This window comes from Kutzneria sp. NPDC051319 (genome assembly GCF_040682195.1).
GTDB lineage: Bacteria > Actinomycetota > Actinomycetes > Mycobacteriales > Pseudonocardiaceae > Kutzneria.
The window spans coordinates 15936-35827 of the sequence record NZ_JBFBAM010000059.1; the positions used below are offsets into that span (position 1 = coordinate 15936).

The following is a 19892-nucleotide window of genomic DNA, read 5'->3' on the forward strand; positions in this document are numbered from 1 at the left end:
GGACGGGCCATGCGCCTCACTCCTCGCCGAGGAACGCCTTGCGGACGTCGTCGATCCCGGCTCTGGCGGCCAGCAGCTGGCGCAGCAGGATGCGCGCCTTGACCGGGCTGAGGAAGCCGGCCCCGATCAGGCCCCGGCGCAGCAGGTCCTGCTCCGAGCCGGGGAAGCCGTAGGTCTCGGCCAGCACCGGACCGGCGCCGGTCCGCGAGGCCAGGATCACCGGCATCCGCTGGGCCAGCTCGGTCAGCGGCTCGACCATGGCCACCGGCACGTGGCCGGCGCCGAATGCCGCCACCACCATGCCGTCCACGGCTTCGCCGATCGCCCTCAGCACCGTGCCGTCATCGCCCAGGGTGACCGTGACCAGGCCGATCGTCGGCTCCGGCGCGCCCTGCGGCACATACACCTTCAGCACGTCGGCCGGCCGGTTCAGCAGCCGGAACTTGCCCTCGACGACGTAGCCGATGGGGCCGGTGTTGGGTGACACGAAGGCGGCGATGCTTGCGCTGTGCGCCTTCGAGACGTACCTCGCGGCGTGCACCTGGTCGGCGAACACCACGACACAGCCCAGCCCGTCGGCCTGCTCGCTGGCCGCCACCTGGACGGCCGCCAGCAGGTTGGCCGGGCCGTCGGCGCCGGCCAGCGACGGGTTGCGCATCGCGCCCGTGACCACCACCGGCGCCCCGTCCAGCACGCTCGTGTCGAGGAAGTACGCCGTCTCCTCGATGGTGTCCGTGCCCTGCGTGACCACCACGCCCCGGGCCCCGGCGTCGATCTCGGCCGTGATCAGCTCGGCGAGCGCCGTCAGGTCGTCGAAGCCGACCGAGGCCCCTGGCAGCGCTCTGAAGGCGATGGTGCGCAGTTTGATGTCGACCTCGTCCAGCCCGGGCACGGACGCCAACAGCTCGTCGACATCGAGGGCCGGCACGGCCCCCGTCCTGCCGTCGGCCGGCCGGGCCATGGCGATGGTTCCGCCGAGCGCGATCACCGTCACGAAGTCGGTCACCTGCACTGGCGTACCACATGAGCTGCGCCACCGATACCCCGCCGCTTGCAGGGAAGGACGCCTTACCCGCGTTCGGCGCAGGTAAGGCGTCCTTCCCTGCATCAGGGGTTTCGGGCCGCCAGCCACCGGGCCAGTTCCGCGTCGGCCTCGGCCCGCCGGGCCGGCAGCCGCCGCGTGCTGGCCTGCATCCAGATCTGCACCTGCGACCAGCGGATCTCCCGACACACTTCGACCAACTCGGGGTCGAAGTGACCGGGGTAGGCCGCCAGCGCGGCCTCCCCGTCCAGCAGCTTCGTCCGGCGCATGACCGCCAGGTCCCACTCCACCGGCCCACGCCAGGTGTCCTCGAAGTCGTTCCACACCAGGCCCGCCGCTGTCACCAGCACGTTCCCGGGGTGGGCATCCCCGTGCAGCGCCTGTCCGCCGGACGGAAGGAGCGCCGACAGCCGGGCATGCTCCGTCCGCAGCGCCTCGGCGTGCTCTCCGACGAAGGGCAGCCCGAGCAGGACGTCATCCAGCGGGCCGGCCGTGGGCAGTGGAGCCGAACAGTCGGCCAACGCCTGGTGAAGGTCGGCCAGCGCCGCCGCGAAGTCGGTCGGCTTGATCGCGACGCCGGGATCGTGCGCCACGTAGGTCCAGAAGGTCATGGTCTCGCCGTCGTGGACCACGGGCCCGCGAGGCAGCTCGGCGCTGGGGGAAACGACCGGGACACCCTGTCCGATCAGGTGATCCACGATGGACAGCTCGCGGGCGAACCAGTCGGCGACCGGCCGGCGGACCAGCCCGGTGGTGCCGGCCACGCGGACCACCACCGGCGACGGCCGCAGGTGGACCAGCACATTGCTGCCGTTCTTGAGCACCGTCGGCTCGCTCGCCCGGATCCCGTGGGCGGCCGCGAAGGAGACCGCCGCCCGAATCGCCTGTTCCATGCCGGTACATGCTGTCACGGGCAGTGACGGGGGTCACTCGATTTCCCCAGTGTCGGCCCAGCCGAGCTGGCCTGATCTCGCCGGTCTACGATCCATCTGGTTTCCCGAGATGACACTGGCTGGAGGCATCGTGACGGCCGTAGCACCGCAGCCGATCGCTACGCGTCCCTATCCGACGCGCACGACGGTGAAGGGTTCCCTCCTGCTGCGGTTGTTCCGTACTACGGACCACAAGCAGATCGGAATCATGTACCTGGTCACCTCGTTCGTCTTCTTCATGGTGGGCGGCGCGATGGCCCTCCTGATGAGGACCGAGCTGGCCCGGCCGGGGCTGCAGTTCCTCTCGCAGGAGCAGTTCAACCAGCTGTTCACCATGCACGGCACGATCATGCTGCTGCTGTACGCGACGCCGATCGTGTTCGGCTTCGCCAACTTCGTGCTGCCGCTGCAGATCGGCTCGCCCGACGTGGCCTTCCCGCGGCTCAACGCGTTCGCCTACTGGGCGTACCTGTTCGGCGGGACGATCGTCGTGGCCGGCTTCCTGACCCCGGGTGGCGCCGCCGACTTCGGCTGGTTCGCCTACACCCCGCTGTCGGACATGGTCCACTCGCCGGGCGTCGGCGCCGACATGTGGATCACCGGTCTGATCCTGTCCGGCCTCGGCACCATCCTCGGCGGCGTCAACATGATCACCACGGTGGTCTGCCTGCGCGCCCCCGGCATGACCATGTTCCGGATGCCGATCTTCACCTGGAACATCCTGGTCACCTCGATCCTCGTGCTGCTGGCCTTCCCGATCCTCACCGCGGCCCTGTTCGGCCTGCTGGCGGACCGGCATCTCGGCGCGCACGTGTTCGACCCGGCCAACGGCGGCGTGATCCTCTGGCAGCACCTGTTCTGGTTCTTCGGACACCCAGAGGTCTACATCGTCGCCCTGCCCTTCTTCGGCATAGTCTCCGAGATCTTCCCGGTGTTCAGCCGCAAGCCGCTGTTCGGCTACAAGGGCCTGATCTACGCCACGCTGGGCATCGCGGCCCTGTCGGTGACGGTGTGGGCGCACCACATGTACGCGACCGGCGCCGTGCTGCTGCCGTTCTTCTCGTTCATGACCTTCCTGATCGCGGTCCCGACCGGTGTGAAGTTCTTCAACTGGATCGGCACCATGTGGAAGGGGCAGCTGACCTTCGAGACGCCGATGCTGTTCAGCGTCGGCTTCCTGATCACGTTCCTCTTCGGCGGTCTCACCGGCGTGCTGCTGGCCGCGCCGGCCATCGACTTCCACGTCTCCGACTCGTACTTCGTGGTGGCGCACTTCCACTACGTGCTCTTCGGCACCATCGTGTTCGCCACCTACGCGGGCATCTACTTCTGGTTCCCGAAGATCACCGGCCGGATGCTGGACGAGGGCCTGGGCAAGCTGCACTTCTGGACCACGTTCATCGGCTTCCACACCACCTTCCTGGTGCAGCACTGGCTGGGCGCCGAGGGCATGCCCCGTCGCTACGCCGACTACCTGTCCAGCGACGGCTTCACCACGCTGAACACGGTGTCCACCATCGGCGCGTACATCCTGGGCGCCTCCACGCTGCCGTTCCTGTGGAACGTGTTCCGCAGCTACCGCTACGGCGAGGTCGTCGAGGTCGACGACCCGTGGGGCTACTGCAACTCGCTGGAGTGGGCGACCTCCTGCCCGCCGCCGCGGCACAACTTCACCTCGCTGCCGCGCATCCGCTCCGAGCGCCCGGCGTTCGAGCTGCACTATCCGCACATGGTCGAGCGCCTGCGGCTGGAGGCGGAGTACGGCCACATGGCGGCCCCGTCGGAGGCCCTGACCGCGGCCGTCACGGGTAGCGACGACCCGACGGAGAAGTGACCGTCGGCTGAAGATTCACGCATTCGGACCCCGGTGATCACGGACACACCGGGGTCCGTTTGCTTTTCCGGCAAACTGTCCGGGTGACCAGTTCCCAAGCAGCCACGGTCCTGATCACCGTCACCGGACCGGACAAGCCCGGCGTGTCGTCGGTGCTGTTCGCGGTGCTGACCAGGCACGGCGTCGAGGTGATCGACGTGGAGCAGGTGGTCATCCGGGGCAAGCTCGTGCTGGGTGTGCTGGTGAACGCCGACCGCGACCCCGAGGGCCTCCAGGAGACCGTCGAGCAGGCCATGGCCAGCGTCGCCATGGACGTCGACGTCGAGATCGGGGCCGATCCGCGCAGCTCGTCGCAGCAGGGCTCCACCCACGTGCTGGTGGTGCTGGGCCGGCCGGTGACCGCGCGGGCCTTCACCGAGGTGGCCCGCAAGCTGGCCGCCCTCGGCGTGAACATCGACGCCATCCACCGCGTGGCCGACTACCCGGTGACCGGCCTGGAGCTGCGGGTCTCCGTGCCGGACGACACCGCCGAGCAGGACGCGCTACTGCGCAGCGCCGTCGCCGAGGTGTCCTCCCGCGTGAACCTGGACGCGGCGGTGGAGCGGGCCGGGCTGACCCGCCGGGCCAAGCGACTGGTCGTCTTCGACGTCGACTCCACGCTCGTGCAGGGCGAGGTCATCGAGATGCTGGCCGCCCGGGCCGGCTGTGAGGGCAAGGTCCGCGAGATCACCGAGGCCGCGATGCGCGGCGAGCTCGACTTCGCCCAGTCGCTGGAGCGCCGGGTGGCGCTGCTGGCCGGGCTGCCCGAGTCGGTGCTTGACGACGTCGCCGCCCAGCTGGAGCTGACGCCCGGCGCCCGCACCACCATCCGCACGCTCAAGCGCCTCGGCTTCCGCTGCGGCGTGGTCTCCGGCGGCTTCACCCGGGTCATCCGGGGCCTGTCCGACGAGCTGGGCCTGGACTTCTGCATGGCCAACCAGCTGGAGGTCGTCGACGGCCGGCTGACCGGGCGCACCACCGGGCGGGTCATCGACCGGGCCGGCAAAGCCCAGGCGCTGCGCGAGTTCGCCGACGCCTATCACATCCCGCTGGCCCAGTGCGTCGCCGTCGGTGACGGGGCCAACGACATCGACATGCTGTCGGCCGCCGGCATGGGCGTGGCCTTCAACGCCAAGCCCGCCCTGCGTGAGGTGGCCGACGCCGCCCTCTCGCACCCGTTCCTGGACGCGGTGCTTTTTGTCCTCGGCGTCACCCGCGCCGAGGTGGAGGCGGCCGACGCCGCGGACGGTCTGGAAGCATTGCGGCTGTGACCGAGCTTGCGAGGGCACCATTCAGCACAGGGAACCGGGTCGCAGACCCGCCGAGCGCTAGCGAGGTGGGCCTGTGAACCTGCTTCAACCGTTGGCCGACCGCTACGCCTGGTGGCTCCGACGTCCCACGCCGCAGGACACCTCCGACGAGGATCCTTCGGAGGTTCGGGCCATGCCCATCGTGCTGCGCATCGAGAAGGCGACGCCGCCCTCTCGGACCGCGCTGCTTGAGGCCGCCGCCGCGGCGGCGATCGCCGTCTGTCTCGACCCCCGGGCCACCGAGCCGGAGGGGGAGTGGCACGCCGAGGTCGCCGCGTGGATTGACGGCCGGATCCGGAAGGTGTCCCGGCGGGCCCGCGGGGCGCACTGGGAGGCCGTGCAGGCGTTGCCCGGCGTCACCGTGCGGGTCGGGGACGCCGAGGCGCGGGCGTTGCTGCCGTGGAAGGTCGTCGAGACGCCGTACGAGGTTCGGCGGCTCCAGATCACCGGCAGTGAGCTGCCCGCCGACTCGCCCGGTCCCGCCGCGCCCGGCGGCCCGGTGCTGTGGATCAACCCCGACGTGCCCATGACCGCGGGCAAGGCCGCCGCCCAGGTCGGCCACGCCACCATGCTGTTGGCCGCCCTCTTGCCGCCGTCCGAGCTCTCCTCCTGGCAGGCCGCCGGATTCCCTTGCGCCGTGCGGACTCCCGAGCCCGCCGACTGGAAGCTCCTCGTCCCCGGCGACGACCCCGCCGGCGCCTGGCAGTCCCGCGGCGTCGTCGCCGTCCGGGACGCCGGCTTCACCGAGGTCGCCCCCGGCACCGTCACCGTCGTCGCCCAACGGGCCTCGTCGTGACGGTCTCCGTCCGCCGCGTCGGCTCCGGCCGCTTCGTCGCCACCGCCCCCAGCGGCGCCACCGTCGACATCGGTGGCGACGGCTTCTCCCCGGTCCAGCTCCTCGAAGCCGCCCTGGCCGCCTGCGCCGCCCTCACCGCCGAGCAGCTCATCGTCCGCCGCACCGGCGCCGACTTCACCGTCGTCGCCACTGGCGCCGAAGCGGCCCACGAGGTCAGCTCCGTCGACGTCACCTTCGCCCTCCCCGCCGACGAGCCCCTGGCCACCGTCATCCCCCGCGCCGTCGCCCGTGAATGCAAGGTCAGCCGCACCGTCGAGCACGGCGCCCCCGTCGCCGTCCACCTCGACCCCGATCTTCGGCAGCTGTAAGTCTCCGCTGGTAGAGCCGCTGCCGGGCTCCACGGATGTCAGGCGGCCGGACCTTTTCCTGCTCTCCCCGTCGCGTTCAGACCTCGCTCGACGCGGCGTCCCCGTGCGGCCGCGAGCGTGCCCGGATAACGCCAGCATTTCTTTCCGAAGACTTCGTGTACCCCGATCGACTGGCGCGTGTTGACGACTGGAGGTAATAAGACCAAAATCCGTTGGCGAAACTCAGCATGTGGAGGTCGACGATGGCCAACGAGTTGCAGCAGGCGAAGCGGCCGGTCAGCGCGGCGCTGGCCGGGCCGTACGGGCACCCGTTCCATCCGATCCTGGTGACGGTGCCGATCGGGGCGTGGGTGGCGAGCGTGGTGTTCGACATCGCGTCGCGGTTCGTGGCCGGGCCGGGGTTCCTGACGCAGGGATCGCTGTGGCTGATCGCGATCGGCGTGCTCGGCGCGCTGGCCGCGGCGATGGTGGGCTTCCTGGACCTGTTCGCGATCCCGACGGGCACGCCGGCCTTCCGCACGGGGCTGACGCACATGGGCCTCAACCTGACGGTGACGGTCGGCTACGTGGCGAACTTCCTGTGGCGGCGGGCCGCGGACACGCCGGACGGACCGGTGGGCATGGGCCCGCTGCTGCTGTCGGTGGTGTGCCTGGCGCTGCTGACCGCGGCCGGCTACCTGGGCGGCAAGCTCGCCTACCACTACGGGGTGCGGGTGGCCGACGAAGCCACCCAGGCCGACGGCTTCCGACGCTGACTTTCCTTCCCCACCACGGAATCTAGGAGAACGACATGGCTCTCACCGCACTGGTCACCTGGCTGCTCACCGCCATCGGCGGCTTTGTCATGCTGGGTATGTGGATCACCAAGGGCGGCCTGCGGCAGCCGCGCACCAGCCACTTCCCGCCCGCGGTGATCTTCGGCCACTTCGCGCTGGCCGCGGCCGGCCTGATCGTGTGGATCGTGTACCTGTTCGCCGCGTCGAGCACGCTGGCCTGGATCTCGTTCGTGCTGCTGCTTCCCGTGGCCCTGCTGGGCTTCGTGATGCTGTTCCGCTGGATCCCGGTCTACCGGGCCCGCGCCGCGATGGCCACCGGCGGCCCGGGCACGACCGGCGCCGCCGACCAGGCCCCGGCCGAGCGCAGCTTCCCGCTCGTGATCGTGCTCGGCCACGGCCTGTTCGCCGTGGTCACGCTCGTGCTGGTGCTGCTGGTCGCCCTCAAGGTGGGCGCCTGAGTCAGTCCGACGCCGCGGCGTCCAAGCGCTTGAGGGCGGCGCGCACCACCTCCGGGTCGTGCGTGGTCCAGAACGGCGGCAGCGACGCCCGCAGGAAACTGCCGTAACGGGCGGTGGCCAGCCGCGGGTCGAGGATCGCCACGACGCCCTTGTCGTTGGTGGACCGCAGCAGGCGGCCGGCGCCCTGGGCGAGCAGCAGGGCGGCGTGGGTGGCGGCGACGGTGAGGAAACCGTTGCCGCCACGGGCTTCCACCGCCCGCTGACGGGCCGAGGCGAGGGGGTCGTCGGGGCGGGGGAAGGGAATCCGGTCGATGACGACCAGCTGGAGCGAGTCGCCGGGCACGTCCACGCCCTGCCACAGGGACAGCGTGCCGAACAGGCAGCACTGCACGTCCTCGGCGAACTTCTTGACCAGCTGGGCCGTGGAGTCCTCGCCCTGGCACAGCACGGGATACTCGATGCGGGACCGGATGGCCTCGCTGGCCTGCTTGGCCGCCCGCATGGAGGAGAACAGCCCGAGCGTGCGGCCGCCGGCGGCGTTGACCAGGTCGACGAGCTCGTCGACGTAGGCGGGCGGCAGGCCGTCACGGCCCGGGGTGGGCAGATGCCGTGCCAGATAAAGGATTCCGCTGCGTCCGTGCTCGAACGGGGAGCCGACGTCCATGCCGCTCCAGCGAGGGGCGCTCAGGTCCGACGGCGCCTCCTTGTCGGTGGCGGTGGCGTCCACGACAGGAACCTGGCTGGAGGCCGGCAATCCCCACTGCCGGGCCAGCGCGTCGAACGTGCCGCCGAGGGTGAGGGTGGCGGAGGTGAGCACGGTGGTCCGCGGCGCGAAAAGCCGTTCCCGCAACAGGCCGCCGACGCCCAGCGGCGCGACCTTCACGGTGGGGGGCTTGCTGTCGTCACGGAAATCGCCGGCCAGCCACACGACATCCCGCCGGTGGGCCTCATCGCCGTCGAACGCCTCCAGCAGCCGCACGGAGGTGTCGTGGATCTCGTCGAGCAGCGCCAGGGCCAGCTTCCGGCCGACGGCGGCGTCGGGATCCTCCTTGTTGCGCTCGGGCCCGAGCGCCGTGATGCAGCGGTGCGCGGAATCCCGCACCGCCGCCAGCGCGCCGGCCAGCGCCCGGGGCATGGCGTCCAGGCGGCCGACGGGCATCTCCGACAGCACGATCTCCAGGCCCTCGCCGGCCTCGGACAGCTGGTCGGCGACGTCATCCTCGATCTGCCGCCCGCACCGCCGCACCGCGATCGCCAGCGCCGCCGTGGACAGCTCGGCCGTCGCCACCGACGTCACCCGGTCCACCAGGTCGTGCGCCTCGTCCACGATCACGAGATCGTGCTCCGGCAGCACCTTGTAACCCTCAAGGGCGTCGATCGCCAGCAGCGCGTGATTGGTGACGACCACATCCGCCCGGCCCGCCTCGGCCCGTGCCCGCTCCGCGAAGCAGTCCACGCCGATCGGGCACTTGGAGACGCCGAGACATTCCTTGGCCGTGACCGAAAGCTGCCGCCAGGCCTGGTCGCTCACGCCCGGCACCAGCTCGTCCCGATCGCCGGTCTCGGTGTCCGACGACCACTCGTGCAGCCGCTTCACGTCCCGGCCCAGCCGCGAGACCGCGAACGGGTCGAACAGGCCCTCGTCCTCCGGCTCGTCCGGCGCGCCGGAGTGCACGCGGTGCATGCACAGGTAGTTGCGCCGGCCCTTGAGGATCGCGAACGTCGGCTCCCGGCCCAGCGTCTTCTTCAGCGCCTTCGCCAGCCTCGGCAGGTCCCGGTCCACCAGCTGCCGTTGCAACGCGATCGTGGCTGTCGAGACCACCACCGTCGCGTCCTCCGCGACCGCGTGCCGCACCGCCGGCACCAGGTAGCCCAACGATTTTCCCGTGCCCGTGCCCGCCTGCACCGCCAGGTGCTCGCCCGTCCGGATCGCCCGCTCCACGGCCAGCGCCATCTCCACCTGCCCGGGCCGCTGCTTGCCCCCGACGGCTTCCACGGCTTCGGCGAGCAATTCTTCGACTGAGGGCAGTGGCACAGGCAAGACGTTACCCGCTTACCCTGACAGCCCTACGCAGCGCCGAGCGCTGTCGCCACCGCGTCCCGCACGGCCGACTCCGACGGCGTCGAAACGCCCTGTTCCGCCGCCAGTTCCGCCAGCGAGCACATCGTCACGCCGGGCAGGGCGCAGGCCGTGAAGTCGCGGTACACCGACATGTCCGGGTCGACGTTGATCGCGAATCCGTGACTGGTCACCCCGCCCCGGATGCGCATGCCGATCGACACCAGTTTGCGGTGGTCCGGCGTCCACACGCCGACCAGGCTGCTCTCGCCGGCCGGCGTGTCCCGCCTGATGGTGGCGAAGCCCAGCGCCGCCAGCGCCTCGATGAGCCCGTTCTCCACCCACCGCACGATGTCCACGGGCCCGCGCCGGCGCACGTTGACCACCAGGTAGCCCACCAGCTGTCCCGGCCCGTGGTAGGTGGCGTACCCGCCCCGATCCACCTCCACCAGCTGCATCCCGGTCGGCAGGTCCGCCCGATCCGTCCGCGGGCTGTACGTGACCACGGGCGGGTGGCTGAGCAGGAAGAGCCGGTCATCGGCCCGCCCCTCCTGCCGCTCCGCCACCCACTCCCGCATGTCCGCGGCGGCCCGTTCGTACTCGACGACCCCGAGATCGACGCGCTGCATGCTCACGCCTTCCGCGCCGTCTTCTGCCAGGGGTTCGCCTCGTCCATACGCCCAGCGTAGCGAGACGGCCGTGCTCAGGACTGGACGATGGCGGCGCGAAGGTCCATGCCGGTGACGTTCCGCGAGGCCCCGCCGATGCTTCGCCCGGTTGCCGGATTTCGCCCGCTGCCACCCCACGCGCCAACGCTCCCGCGAGGCCCCGCCGGTGCTTCGCCCGGTTGCCGGATTTCGCCCGCCGCCACCCGACGCGCCCACCCACCCGAGCCGACGCGGCGGGCTAAATCCGGCAAGGGCGAGGCGCCGGCTACCCGGGGGCCGAGCCCGCCGCGGAACGCGGCGCATAAGCACTGCTCAGGCCGCCCGGGGCCAGGACTGCTGGTAGACGAAGGTGTCCCGGGTGAGGCCGGCCTGCCACGCGGCGGACAGGGGGACGCCGCGCCACGGCCGGCCCTCGGGCCCGGCGATGGAGTCGAGTGCGGACAGCCGGATGAACTGGCCGTTGCCGCACAGGGGTTTGGTGTCGTTGCGACGGGCGGCGAGCCAGCCGAACCAGCCCCGGCCGGCGCCGCTGGTCCGCACGTCGACCTGCACGGATCCGACCCGCGGATCCTCGAAGTGGGCGGCGGTCATGCCGAGGCAGTTCCACAGCGGGCGGCCGCCGGCGTCGAGCACGACGACCACGGCCCGTTCCGGCGCCGCGTGCCGGCCCTGCCAGGCCTTCAGGGCCCGGTAGCCGGCGTTGAGGGCGTCCTCCTTCCCGGTCCGCGCCTGCGGGCTGTAGCGCTGCACGAGGTGGATGTGGCGGCCGTCGACCCGCCGCAGGTTCCGCACCACGGTGGCGGTGCGGTCGTCGGAGTCGTCGTCGACGACCCAGACGTGCGCGGCACGGAAGCGCTGCCGCAGGTAGGTCACGGTGCCGCCGATGGCGGCCTCCTCGTCACGGCACGGCACGAAGAAGTGCCACTCCAGCTTGGTCGGATCACCGAGTCTCAAGGCTTCTCCCGCCGTACGGTCAACCAGCAGAACAACACCACCGCGGCCACGCCGCCGAGCACGTCGGCCGAGGGGCCCAGCCACACCGTCAGCTGGTCGAGCACGGCCAGCGCGCCGGCGGTGAAACCCAGGGCCACCAACGCCTTCCGGGTGGTTCGGGGGCTCAGTGCGACCAGCACCGAGGTCAGCAGGAGCAGCGGCACGAGCACCTGGGCCGACGAGCCCAGCTGTCCTATGTGGACGGATGGCGTCGCCAGCCGGGCCAGTGCGAGCTCGATGCCCTGGTAGAGCCGGTGGGCGAGCACCAGTGCGGCGGCCGCCGCGACCAGCAGCACCGCGACGGCACGGGCCGGGGCCCGGCCGTGCGGGGTTGTCACCGCTGTCACGCGTATTCCTCTCACGTTCGTGTCCAGCGAGGTATCGGAGCCTGCGCCGTTCCGCTGAACGGCCGGATCGGGTGGCCAGGTGACGCTGGACCGGCTGAGATCGGCACCCTGTGTAACGGCAGATGGGCGAAACGGCTGAACGTTGTCCCTCGTGCGGGTCACCGGGCTTTGCCTATTTCGGGTGAAGGTTGATAGTCCAGTGCTGCGGGTGATCGTCTGCCCCGCCTTTTCCCGGAGGTCGAAACCATGTCCGGAGCACGCACGCGTCCGTCCACACGGGACATGTGAGGAGTCGAAGCTGTGAGCACCGAAGTGCTGCTGCTGGCCGGGACCCGGCCGGAGGCACTCAAGGTCGCGCCGGTGGCCAAGGCGTTGTCCGGTCACCCCTTGTTACGGCCGATGATCGTGCACAGCGGTCAGCACGTCGGCATGGTCGAGCAGGCCCTGTCCGCGTTCGACCTGCGCCCGGACGCGTTCGTGCCGCTGCGCCGCGAGATCGGCAGCCAGGCCGAGCTGGTCGCGGGCGTGCTGCGTCGACTGGACGAGCTGATCGTGCGCCGCCGACCGGCGGCCGTGATGGTTCAGGGCGACACGTCCACGGCACTGGCCGGCGCGCTGGCGGCGTTCTGGCGGGGCGTGCCCGTGGCGCACCTGGGGGCCGGGCTGCGCACCGGCGACCTGGCCGCGCCCTTCCCGGAGGAGGGCAACCGGCAGATGGTCTCCCGAATCGCCGCGCTCCATCTCGCGCCGACCGAGGCCGCCGCACGGACGCTGCTCGCCGAGGCCGTGCCCGGCAAACGCATCACCATCACCGGCAACACGATCGTCGACGCGCTGGAGCACATCGCCGCAGCCGAGCTGCCGCCACGCAGCAAGACCCTGCTCGACCTGGAGGCGCGCGTCCACGCCGGCGGTGGTCGGATCGTGCTGGTGACCGTCCACCGCCGTGAGTCGTGGGGCGAGCCGCTGGACCGGGTGCTCGCCGCCGTGAGGTCCATGGTGGACCGCCACCCCGACATTCACGTGTTGCTGCCGGCGCATCCCAATCCGGCGGTGCAGGCGCAGGTCTCGGGCGCGCTGGAGGGCCACGACCGGGTCTGGCTGAGCGAGCCCCTGGACTACCCCGACCTCATCCGTGCGCTCCGGCAGGCCGCGCTGGTGGTGACCGACTCGGGCGGCCTCCAGGAGGAGGCGCCGAGCTTCGGCGTGCCGGTGCTGGTGGTGCGGGACAACACCGACCGCACCGAGGCGGTGGACGCCGGCTACGCCTGGGTGGTGGGCACCGACGACACCCGCATCGTGGCCGAGGCCGACTGGCTGCTCGGCTCGCACCTGCGCCTGCCGGCCGGCCAGAACCCGTTCGGTGACGGGCAGGCTAGCCATCGGGTGGTGGCCGCGCTCGACCGGCTGTTGGGCACCGGCGGAGTGGGCGCGCACGCGTCCGAATTGGTCGCGCTCCGCTGACGTGTCACTCGACCGGGTGGCTCTCGCGCCGTCGGGTTACATGAGCGCTCGTGAGCGCAGATGATCGGGCGCGAACGAAGCTCACTCCAGAAAGGACGATGATGCTCAGCAGGAGCGCGCGGCGCGTCGGAGCCGGAGCGGTCGCGGTGGTCGCGGCGATGGCGCTCACGGCGGTTCCGGCCGGGGCGACGCCGCTTGGCCAGACCTCGCTCGGCGAGGTCGACGTGACCAAGTCCGGGCACGCCGTCACCGTGCCGCCCATCGCGCCGTGTGACGTCACCGCGGACCAACAGAACTCCAGCAAGGGCACGCATGCCTACGGCGTGGCCACCTTCGGCGCCGGCACCACCACATGCACCAAGGACGCCGGGGCCAAGACCGCCAAGATGCAGGCCAGCGGCGACAGCTTCGACCTGACCGCGCTGGTGGCCTACGGCGGCCCGGAGATCAGGCTGTCGAGCTACTCGGCCAGCTGCGCGGCCACGGCCACCAGCACGACCGCGAACTACGAGTTCCACGGTCTGCAGGGGGTCACGCCGCCGAAGCCGATCCCCGTCAACTACACCACCACGGTCGGCCCGGCCGACCACCCGCAGGCCCGGCTCACCTTCAACGAGGTGATCCAGGCCGACCCCAACGACGGCAGCGTGACCATCAACATGCTGCGCATCGAGCTGTTCCCGGACGGCGACGGCCCGATGAGCGGCGAGGTCATCGTGGGCCACGCCGCCTGCTCGCCCGTGTCGTGACGGACCCCCGAGGGCTCAGCCGACCCTCGGGGATCCCACGAGCGTGACGCCCGCCGAGCGCAGGTCCGACAGCGCCCGGTCGGTGGTCTCCGCCGCCACACCGGCCGTCAGGTCGAGCAGCACTGTGGTGGCGAAACCCGCCTTGCTGGCGTCCAGCGCGGTCGCCCGCACGCAGTGATCGGTGGCGATGCCGACCACGTCGACCCGGTCGACGTTGTTGTCCCGCAACCACTCCGCCAGCGAGCGGCCGCCGGGCCCGGTGCCCTCGAAGCCGGAGTAGGCCGCCGCGTGCGCGCCCTTGGAGAACACCGCCTGCACACCGGCCACGTCCAGCTCCGGGTGGAACGACGCGCCCGGCGTGCCGGCCACGCAGTGCACCGGCCAGGTCTGCACGAAGTCGGGCGTGGAGCTGAAGTGCGCGCCCGGATCCTGGTGGTAGTCCCGGGTGGCCACCACATGGTCGTACCCGCCCGACGCGATGTGCCGGGACACCTCGGCCGCCACGGCCGCGCCGCCCGCCACCGGCAGCGAGCCGCCCTCGCAGAAGTCGTTCTGCACGTCCACCACGATCAAAGCGGTCGTCATCGCAGCCTCACAGGAAGGTCGTCGGGATCGCCGGCTCGCCGTGCGAGAGCTTCAGGCCCTCCCACGGCACGCTGATCAGGGCCTGCCGCAGCCGTTCGCGGCTCTGCTCGATGGTCGGCAGGTCGGGCACGGGCTGTCCAGCCCGCAGCAGGGGGATCTGGAGCTCGCGGTCGTGCTCCCGCGGCTCGGGCCGGTGGCCTTCGGTGTACACGACCTCCTCGACGGCCGTGCCCGTCTCGCGGTAGCGGCGCAGCGCGCCCTTGCGGCCGCCGCGCGACTCCTTGTGCGAGCTGCGCTTGGCCACCGGCTTGCCGGCCACCTCCACCAGCTTGTAGACCATGCCCGCGGTCGGCGCGCCCGAGCCGGTCACCAGCGAGGTGCCGACGCCGTAGGCGTCCACCGGCTCCGCCCGCAGCGCCGCGATGGCGTACTCGTCGAGGTCGCCGGAAACCACGATCTTCGTGTTGCGGGCGCCCAGGGAGTCCAGCTGCTCGCGGGCCTGCCGGGCCAGCGGGCCGACGTCGCCGGAGTCGATGCGGATCGCGCCCAGCTCCGGGCCCGCCACCTCCACCGCGGTCTGGATGCCCTGGGTGATGTCGTACGTGTCGACCAGCAGCGTCGTGCTCGCGCCCAGCTGCTCCACCTGGGCCCGGAACGCCTCCGCCTCGGTGTCGTGCAGCAGCGTGAAGGCGTGGGCCGAGGTGCCGGCGGTCGGGATGCCGAAGCGGCGGCCCGCCTCCAGGTTCGAGGTCGCCGTGAAGCCGGCCAGGTAGGAGACGCGGGCCGAGGCCACCGCCGCCTCCTCGTGCGTGCGCCGGGAGCCCATCTCGATCATGCGGCGGCCGTTGGCCGCGGTGACCATGCGGGCCGCGGCCGAGGCGATCGCGCTGTCGTGGTTGAGGATCGACAGCGCCAGCGTCTCCAGCACCACGCCGGTCGCGAACGGCGCGCGGACGGTCAGGATCGGCGAGCCCGGGAAGTACAGCTCGCCCTCCGGGTAGCCGTCCACGTCCCCGGTGAACTCGTAGTCCGCCAGCCACGACAGGGTCCGGTCGTCCACCACGTCGGCCGCCGCGAGCTGGTCGAGCTCCGCCCGGTCGAACCGGAACCGGGTGATCGCGTCCAGCAGCCGGGCGGTGCCGCCGACCACGCCGTAGCGGCGGCCGTCGGGCAGCCGGCGGGCGAACACCTCGAACACGCACGGGCGGTCGGCGGTGTCGTCCACCAGCGCGCTGGACAGCATCGTCAGCTCGTAGTGGTCGGTGAGCAGCGCGGTGCTCGAACTGGTCATAGCTGATCAGCCTAACGGGGAACGGCATGACACCATTGGCGGTATGACCACGCCCGTCGAGCAGCACAAGCCGGAGGTGGAGCAGGTCGGTAGCGAGGACCATCCCTGGATGACCGTGGTGTGGAACGATCCGGTCAACCTGATGTCCTACGTCACCTACGTGCTTCAGAAGATCTTCGGTTACAGCCGGGAGAAGGCCACCAGGCTGATGCTCGACGTGCATCACAAGGGTCGCGCGATCGTGTCCTCGGGTACCAAGGAGAAGGTGGAGACGGACGTGGCCAAACTGCACGCCGCCGGCCTGTGGGCGACCATGCAGCAGGACTCGTAGTGCGGGGTTGGCGTCGGCGCGGCGAGCAGCTCGTCGCCGAGGTGGACCGGCAGGAGGCGGCCATCCTGCGTGGGCTGGTGGGCCAGGTGCTGGACATGCTGGCGGCCCGGGAGCAGGACGCGCCCGAGGACGAGCTGGCCGAGCTGACCGGGATCAAGGTGGGGCCCTCGACGGCCCCCGACGACCCGATCCTGTCCCGGCTGCTGCCGGACTTCCACCGGTTGGACGATGACAAGCCGACCAAGGAGGACCTGGACTCGGCGGCCGCGTTGCGCAGCCTGCACGAGCCGGAGCTGCTGGCGGCCAAGACCGGCGTGGCGGAGATCGTGATGGACACCTGCCCGCCCGACGGCGGCCAGATCCTGCTGTCCGTGGAGCAGGCCGAGGCGTGGCTGTCGGCGATCAACGACGTGCGGCTGGCCCTGGGCACGGCGTTGGACGTCACCGAGGACATGCCGGACGAGCTGCCCGAGGACGATCCCCGGTCCTCGCATCTGGGCGTCTACCACTGGCTGACCTGGGTGCAGGAGAGCCTGGTCAACGCGGTGTCGTCGTGATCACCGACGTGCCGGGCGTGCTGGTCGGCCAGTATCAGCGGCTGGGCGACGGCTGGGCCACCGGCACGACCGTGGTGCTGACCCCGGGCGGCGCGGTGGCCGGTGTGGACCAGCGCGGCGGCGCTCCCGGCACGCGGGAGACCGATGTGCTGGAGCCTTCCCGCCTGGTGCAGGAGATCCACGGCGTGTGTCTGACCGGCGGCAGCGCCTACGGCCTGGCCGCCGCCGATGGCGTGATGCGGTGGCTGGCCGAGCGCAACCACGGCGTCAGCGTGGGGGAGTTGCCGCACGAGGTGGTGCCGGTCGTGCCGTCGGCCGTGCTGTTCGACCTCAAGCTGAGCGACTGGGGCAACCGCCCGGACGCCTCGTTCGGGTACGCGGCGTGCGAGGCGGCGTCCGACGGGCCGGTGGAGCAGGGCTGCGTCGGCGCCGGAACCGGCGCCCGGTGCGGGTCCTTGAAGGGCGGGATCGGCACCGCCAGCATGGTCGTCGACGGGCTCACCATCGGCGCCATCGCCGCCGTGAATGCCATGGGGGAGGCCGTGAATCCCACCGGCCTGCCCTGGGCGGTCGATCACGAGGTGGACGGCGAGTTCGGCCTTTCCGTTCCCGGATCGCCGGCCGTGGAACTGCGACCCAAGCGTTCCGCGTTGAACACCACGATCGGTGTCGTCGCCGTCGACGCCGTGCTGACCAAGGCCGAGTGCCAGCGGATCGCCGCCGTCGCCCACGACGGCCTCGCCCGCGCCATCCGGCCCGCGCACGCGATGTACGACGGCGACACCATCTTCGCGCTGGCCACCGGCCGGCAGGAGCTGTCGGGGGTGCGGGGCATGGCGCTGGACCGGGTGTGCGAGGCCGGCGCGCAGGTGTTCGCCCGGGCCATCGTGCACGGGATTCTCGCGGCCACCACCGTCGGCTCCGTTCCGGCGTACCGTGACGCCTGGCCGGAGGCGTTGGGGGGAAGATGAGCGTGTACCGCGTTGTCGTGCTCGACGACAGCCTGAACACGATGACGCTGGTCACGGACGTGATCAACCGGGCCTGCGGCGTCCCGCTGCCCGAGGCCGTGACGATGACCAGGCAGATCCACGCCGAGGGGCGGGCCATCGTGAGGCTGACCCCGACCCGCGAGGCCGCCGAGCAGATGGCCGCCCAGGTGCTGGGCTTCGGGCTGCGGGTGAAGGTCGAGGCCAACCGGTGACCGAGCCCTCCGAGTTCGACGTGGTCGTCGGCGAGAACCAGGTGCTGATCAAGCTCGGCGAGGACGTCGTTCCCGTGCTGCGCAGCGGCATCGGCGCGCTCGCCGCGTACATCGACCACGCCCAGCCCAAGCGCGGCCTGCTCGAACGGCGGCGGTTCGAGCGCACCCAGCGGGCCCTGCTGTCCCGGCTGTTCCCGTCGGTCTCCGACTACGCGCCGCTGGCCGAGGAGTTCGACGTCCGCTGGGGCGAGCACCTGCGCACCGGGCTCTTCGCCGCCTGCCACCGGGTGCTGGCCTCGATCACCGAAGACGGCACAGCTACCTACCCGCTGGACGCCGTCGACGACTGGATCCGTGTGCTCGGCCAGACCCGCATGCTGTGGACGCACCGCTCCAGCGCCGGCGACGTCGAGTCCGAGGACCACCGGCTGCGCACCGCCGGCGTGTACACGTGGATGCAGCAGCAGGTGATCGTGGCCGTGCGGCCGGAGCTGGCGGAGGTGGCGTGGACATGACGGCGTTCCGGGTTGTCGCCTACAACGACCTGCACAGCGAGGACGCGGTCGTCGCCGACGTGCTGAACCGGGTGTGCGGGCTGCCGCTCGCCGACGCGGTGGCGCTGACCAGGCAGATCAACGTGGCGGGGCAGGCGACGGTGGGGCTGGCGCAGACGCGGGCCGACGCCGAGGTGATCGCGGCGCGGATGATCGGCTTCGGGCTGCGGCCGGTGATCGAGAGGAACACGCCATGAGCTGGTCGCACGGCTTCGACGTGGTCGTCGGCGAGAGCCAGGTGCTGCTCAACCTGACCGAGCACACGGTGTCGGCGCTGCGTGAGGGCATCGGCACGCTGGCCCGGTACCTGGACGACGGGCCGCAGCAGAGCGGCGGCTTCAAGGACCGCCTCATGTTCAAGCGGGAGCGGCTGGAGCTGCTGGACCGGTTGCTGCCGCGCGTGTCCGACTACTCGCCGATGGCGCAGGAGTTCATCGACCGCCGGGGCAACGACCTGCTGGTGGAGCTGTTGGAGGCGGCGCGGCGGGTGCTGGCGTCGATCCCGGACAGCGGCCCCGTGCGCTACCAGCTGGCCGGCGTGGACGACTGGATCCGGGTGCTGGGCCAGGCCCGGCTGGTGTGGGTGCCGCGCGGCACCCCCGGTGACAGCCGGTCGGGCGACCCCCGGCTGCGCAACGCCGGGCTGTTCACCGAGTTGCAGGGGCAGCTGGTCACGGCGCTGCGGCCGGAGCTGGCCGCCCAGCTGACCGGCTGATTCCCACACCGCGGGACAACCCCGGCCACCTACTAGGATGGTGGCGTGCTGGTGATCCGCCGTGACCTGGTCGAGGCCATCGTCGAACACGCCCGTCGGGACCATCCCGACGAGGCGTGCGGGGTGATCGCGGGCCCGTCCGCCGACCGGCCCGAGCGCTTCGTGCCGATGCTCAACGCCGCGCGCTCGCCCACCTTCTACGAGTTCGAGTCGGGCGACCTGCTGCGGCTGTACCGGGAGATGGACGCCAAGGACGAGGTGCCGGCGGTGGTCTACCACTCGCACACCGCGACCGAGGCGTACCCCTCGCGGACCGACGTGTCCTACGCCGGCGAGCCGGAGGCGCACTACGTGCTGGTGTCGACCCGGGAGCCGGACACGCACGAGTTCCGCTCCTACCGGATCGTCGACGGCGAGATCACCGAGGAGCCGGTGACGGTCGTCGAGTCCTACGAGTCCTCGCCCGGGGAATAACCGGCCCCCGGCGGGCGTCGCACGAAGAAGTCCAGGCCGATAGCGGAGGTAACACAGCACATGGCCATCACCGTCTCGATCCCGACGATCCTGCGCACGCACACCGGCGGTGAGAAGTCCGTCGAGGCCGCCGGGGCCACCATCGCCGAGGTGATCGACAACCTGGAGTCCAACCACGGCGGCCTGAAGTCCCGCCTGGTCAAGGACGGCGTGTTGCACCGCTTCGTCAACATCTACGTCAACGACGAGGACGTCCGCTTCGCCGGCGGCCTCGAGGCCAAGGTCGCCGACGGTGACAACGTGACCATCCTGCCGGCCGTGGCCGGCGGCAGTCGCTGACCACGTC

At 71.3% G+C, this 19892-nt stretch carries 25 protein-coding genes; 17 read left to right on the top strand and 8 right to left on the bottom strand.

What is annotated here, in order from left to right:
* Positions 1-16 precede the first annotated feature (16 nt).
* Positions 17-1006, bottom strand: coding sequence for an asparaginase (locus AB0M73_RS37220; protein WP_363901314.1), 990 nt, complete (start codon positions 1004-1006; stop codon positions 17-19).
* Between the two features lie 101 nt (positions 1007-1107).
* Positions 1108-1935, bottom strand: a complete 828-nt coding sequence (locus AB0M73_RS37225; RefSeq protein ID WP_363901317.1) for a phosphotransferase — start codon at positions 1933-1935, stop codon at positions 1108-1110.
* A 130-nt stretch (positions 1936-2065) separates the two neighbouring features.
* Here AB0M73_RS37225 and ctaD point away from each other — a divergent pair, with 130 nt between their 5' ends.
* From ctaD to AB0M73_RS37255, 6 genes are all read left to right on the top strand, one after another.
* Entirely contained in the window at positions 2066-3808 is a 1743-nt protein-coding gene (gene ctaD, locus AB0M73_RS37230) for a cytochrome c oxidase subunit I (protein WP_363901320.1), read from the top strand.
* Positions 3809-3891: 83 nt separating this feature from the next.
* Positions 3892-5118 (top strand): phosphoserine phosphatase SerB, encoded by a 1227-nt coding sequence (serB, locus tag AB0M73_RS37235; protein WP_363901323.1) that lies wholly within the window; start codon positions 3892-3894, stop codon positions 5116-5118.
* 73 nt (positions 5119-5191) lie between these two features.
* Positions 5192-5953, top strand: a complete 762-nt coding sequence (locus AB0M73_RS37240) for a peptidyl-tRNA hydrolase (protein WP_363901326.1) — start codon at positions 5192-5194, stop codon at positions 5951-5953.
* Positions 5950-6321: an OsmC family protein gene (locus AB0M73_RS37245; RefSeq protein WP_363901329.1), complete on the top strand. Its 372-nt coding sequence runs from the start codon at positions 5950-5952 to the stop codon at positions 6319-6321. The genes AB0M73_RS37240 and AB0M73_RS37245 overlap by 4 nt, the downstream gene beginning before the upstream one ends.
* Positions 6322-6563: 242 nt before the next feature.
* Positions 6564-7076 carry a DUF2231 domain-containing protein gene (locus AB0M73_RS37250; RefSeq protein WP_363901332.1) on the top strand — a complete coding sequence of 171 codons (513 nt, stop codon included), beginning with the start codon at positions 6564-6566 and terminating at the stop codon, positions 7074-7076.
* A gap of 35 nt (positions 7077-7111) precedes the next feature.
* Positions 7112-7555 carry a hypothetical protein gene (locus AB0M73_RS37255; protein WP_363901335.1) on the top strand — a complete coding sequence of 148 codons (444 nt, stop codon included), beginning with the start codon at positions 7112-7114 and terminating at the stop codon, positions 7553-7555.
* Between the two features lies 1 nt (position 7556).
* Here AB0M73_RS37255 and AB0M73_RS37260 read toward each other — a convergent pair whose 3' ends face one another.
* The 4 genes from AB0M73_RS37260 to AB0M73_RS37275 all read right to left on the bottom strand — a co-directional run bounded on the left by AB0M73_RS37260 (position 7557) and on the right by AB0M73_RS37275 (position 11622).
* Positions 7557-9596 carry an ATP-dependent DNA helicase gene (locus AB0M73_RS37260; RefSeq protein WP_363901338.1) on the bottom strand — a complete coding sequence of 680 codons (2040 nt, stop codon included), beginning with the start codon at positions 9594-9596 and terminating at the stop codon, positions 7557-7559.
* Positions 9597-9622: 26 nt separating this feature from the next.
* Positions 9623-10243: a lipoyl(octanoyl) transferase LipB gene (gene lipB / locus AB0M73_RS37265; RefSeq protein WP_363901341.1), complete on the bottom strand. Its 621-nt coding sequence runs from the start codon at positions 10241-10243 to the stop codon at positions 9623-9625.
* Positions 10244-10594: 351 nt separating this feature from the next.
* A complete protein-coding gene (locus AB0M73_RS37270) occupies positions 10595-11236 on the bottom strand; it encodes a glycosyltransferase (protein ID WP_363901344.1) in 642 nt (213 codons plus the stop codon).
* Positions 11233-11622, bottom strand: coding sequence for a hypothetical protein (locus AB0M73_RS37275; RefSeq protein WP_363901347.1), 390 nt, complete (start codon positions 11620-11622; stop codon positions 11233-11235). Before AB0M73_RS37275 ends, AB0M73_RS37270 begins: the two co-directional genes overlap by 4 nt.
* Positions 11623-11922: 300 nt before the next feature.
* On the opposite strand from AB0M73_RS37275, the gene wecB reads away from it, so the two are divergent.
* Complete coding sequence (gene wecB / locus AB0M73_RS37280) at positions 11923-13086, top strand: UDP-N-acetylglucosamine 2-epimerase (non-hydrolyzing) (RefSeq protein WP_363901350.1); 1164 nt, start codon at positions 11923-11925, stop codon at positions 13084-13086.
* Positions 13087-13184: 98 nt separating this feature from the next.
* Complete coding sequence (locus tag AB0M73_RS37285) at positions 13185-13835, top strand: choice-of-anchor P family protein (protein ID WP_363901353.1); 651 nt, start codon at positions 13185-13187, stop codon at positions 13833-13835.
* A gap of 15 nt (positions 13836-13850) precedes the next feature.
* Here AB0M73_RS37285 and AB0M73_RS37290 read toward each other — a convergent pair whose 3' ends face one another.
* Complete coding sequence (locus AB0M73_RS37290) at positions 13851-14420, bottom strand: isochorismatase family protein (RefSeq protein WP_363901356.1); 570 nt, start codon at positions 14418-14420, stop codon at positions 13851-13853.
* 7 nt (positions 14421-14427) lie between these two features.
* Complete coding sequence (locus AB0M73_RS37295; protein ID WP_043718545.1) at positions 14428-15711, bottom strand: nicotinate phosphoribosyltransferase; 1284 nt, start codon at positions 15709-15711, stop codon at positions 14428-14430.
* A gap of 43 nt (positions 15712-15754) precedes the next feature.
* Here AB0M73_RS37295 and clpS point away from each other — a divergent pair, with 43 nt between their 5' ends.
* From clpS to AB0M73_RS37340, 9 genes are read left to right on the top strand one after another with little or no spacing between them, the layout of a single operon-like run.
* On the top strand, positions 15755-16042 hold the full coding sequence (clpS, locus tag AB0M73_RS37300; protein ID WP_363901360.1) for an ATP-dependent Clp protease adapter ClpS: 288 nt from the start codon (positions 15755-15757) through the stop codon (positions 16040-16042).
* Positions 16042-16599 carry a DUF2017 domain-containing protein gene (locus tag AB0M73_RS37305; protein WP_363901363.1) on the top strand — a complete coding sequence of 186 codons (558 nt, stop codon included), beginning with the start codon at positions 16042-16044 and terminating at the stop codon, positions 16597-16599. The genes clpS and AB0M73_RS37305 overlap by 1 nt, the downstream gene beginning before the upstream one ends.
* Positions 16596-17570, top strand: coding sequence for a P1 family peptidase (locus AB0M73_RS37310; protein WP_363901366.1), 975 nt, complete (start codon positions 16596-16598; stop codon positions 17568-17570). The genes AB0M73_RS37305 and AB0M73_RS37310 overlap by 4 nt, the downstream gene beginning before the upstream one ends.
* A complete protein-coding gene (locus tag AB0M73_RS37315) occupies positions 17567-17803 on the top strand; it encodes an ATP-dependent Clp protease adaptor ClpS (protein ID WP_363901369.1) in 237 nt (78 codons plus the stop codon). The genes AB0M73_RS37310 and AB0M73_RS37315 overlap by 4 nt, the downstream gene beginning before the upstream one ends.
* Positions 17800-18318: a hypothetical protein gene (locus AB0M73_RS37320; protein ID WP_363901372.1), complete on the top strand. Its 519-nt coding sequence runs from the start codon at positions 17800-17802 to the stop codon at positions 18316-18318. Before AB0M73_RS37315 ends, AB0M73_RS37320 begins: the two co-directional genes overlap by 4 nt.
* A complete protein-coding gene (locus tag AB0M73_RS37325) occupies positions 18315-18554 on the top strand; it encodes an ATP-dependent Clp protease adaptor ClpS (RefSeq protein ID WP_363901375.1) in 240 nt (79 codons plus the stop codon). The genes AB0M73_RS37320 and AB0M73_RS37325 overlap by 4 nt, the downstream gene beginning before the upstream one ends.
* Positions 18551-19072, top strand: coding sequence for a hypothetical protein (locus AB0M73_RS37330; protein WP_043718533.1), 522 nt, complete (start codon positions 18551-18553; stop codon positions 19070-19072). The genes AB0M73_RS37325 and AB0M73_RS37330 overlap by 4 nt, the downstream gene beginning before the upstream one ends.
* A gap of 45 nt (positions 19073-19117) precedes the next feature.
* Complete coding sequence (locus tag AB0M73_RS37335; protein ID WP_363901378.1) at positions 19118-19546, top strand: M67 family metallopeptidase; 429 nt, start codon at positions 19118-19120, stop codon at positions 19544-19546.
* 60 nt (positions 19547-19606) lie between these two features.
* Positions 19607-19885, top strand: a complete 279-nt coding sequence (locus AB0M73_RS37340) for a MoaD/ThiS family protein (protein WP_043718528.1) — start codon at positions 19607-19609, stop codon at positions 19883-19885.
* Positions 19886-19892: the final 7 nt, after the last annotated feature.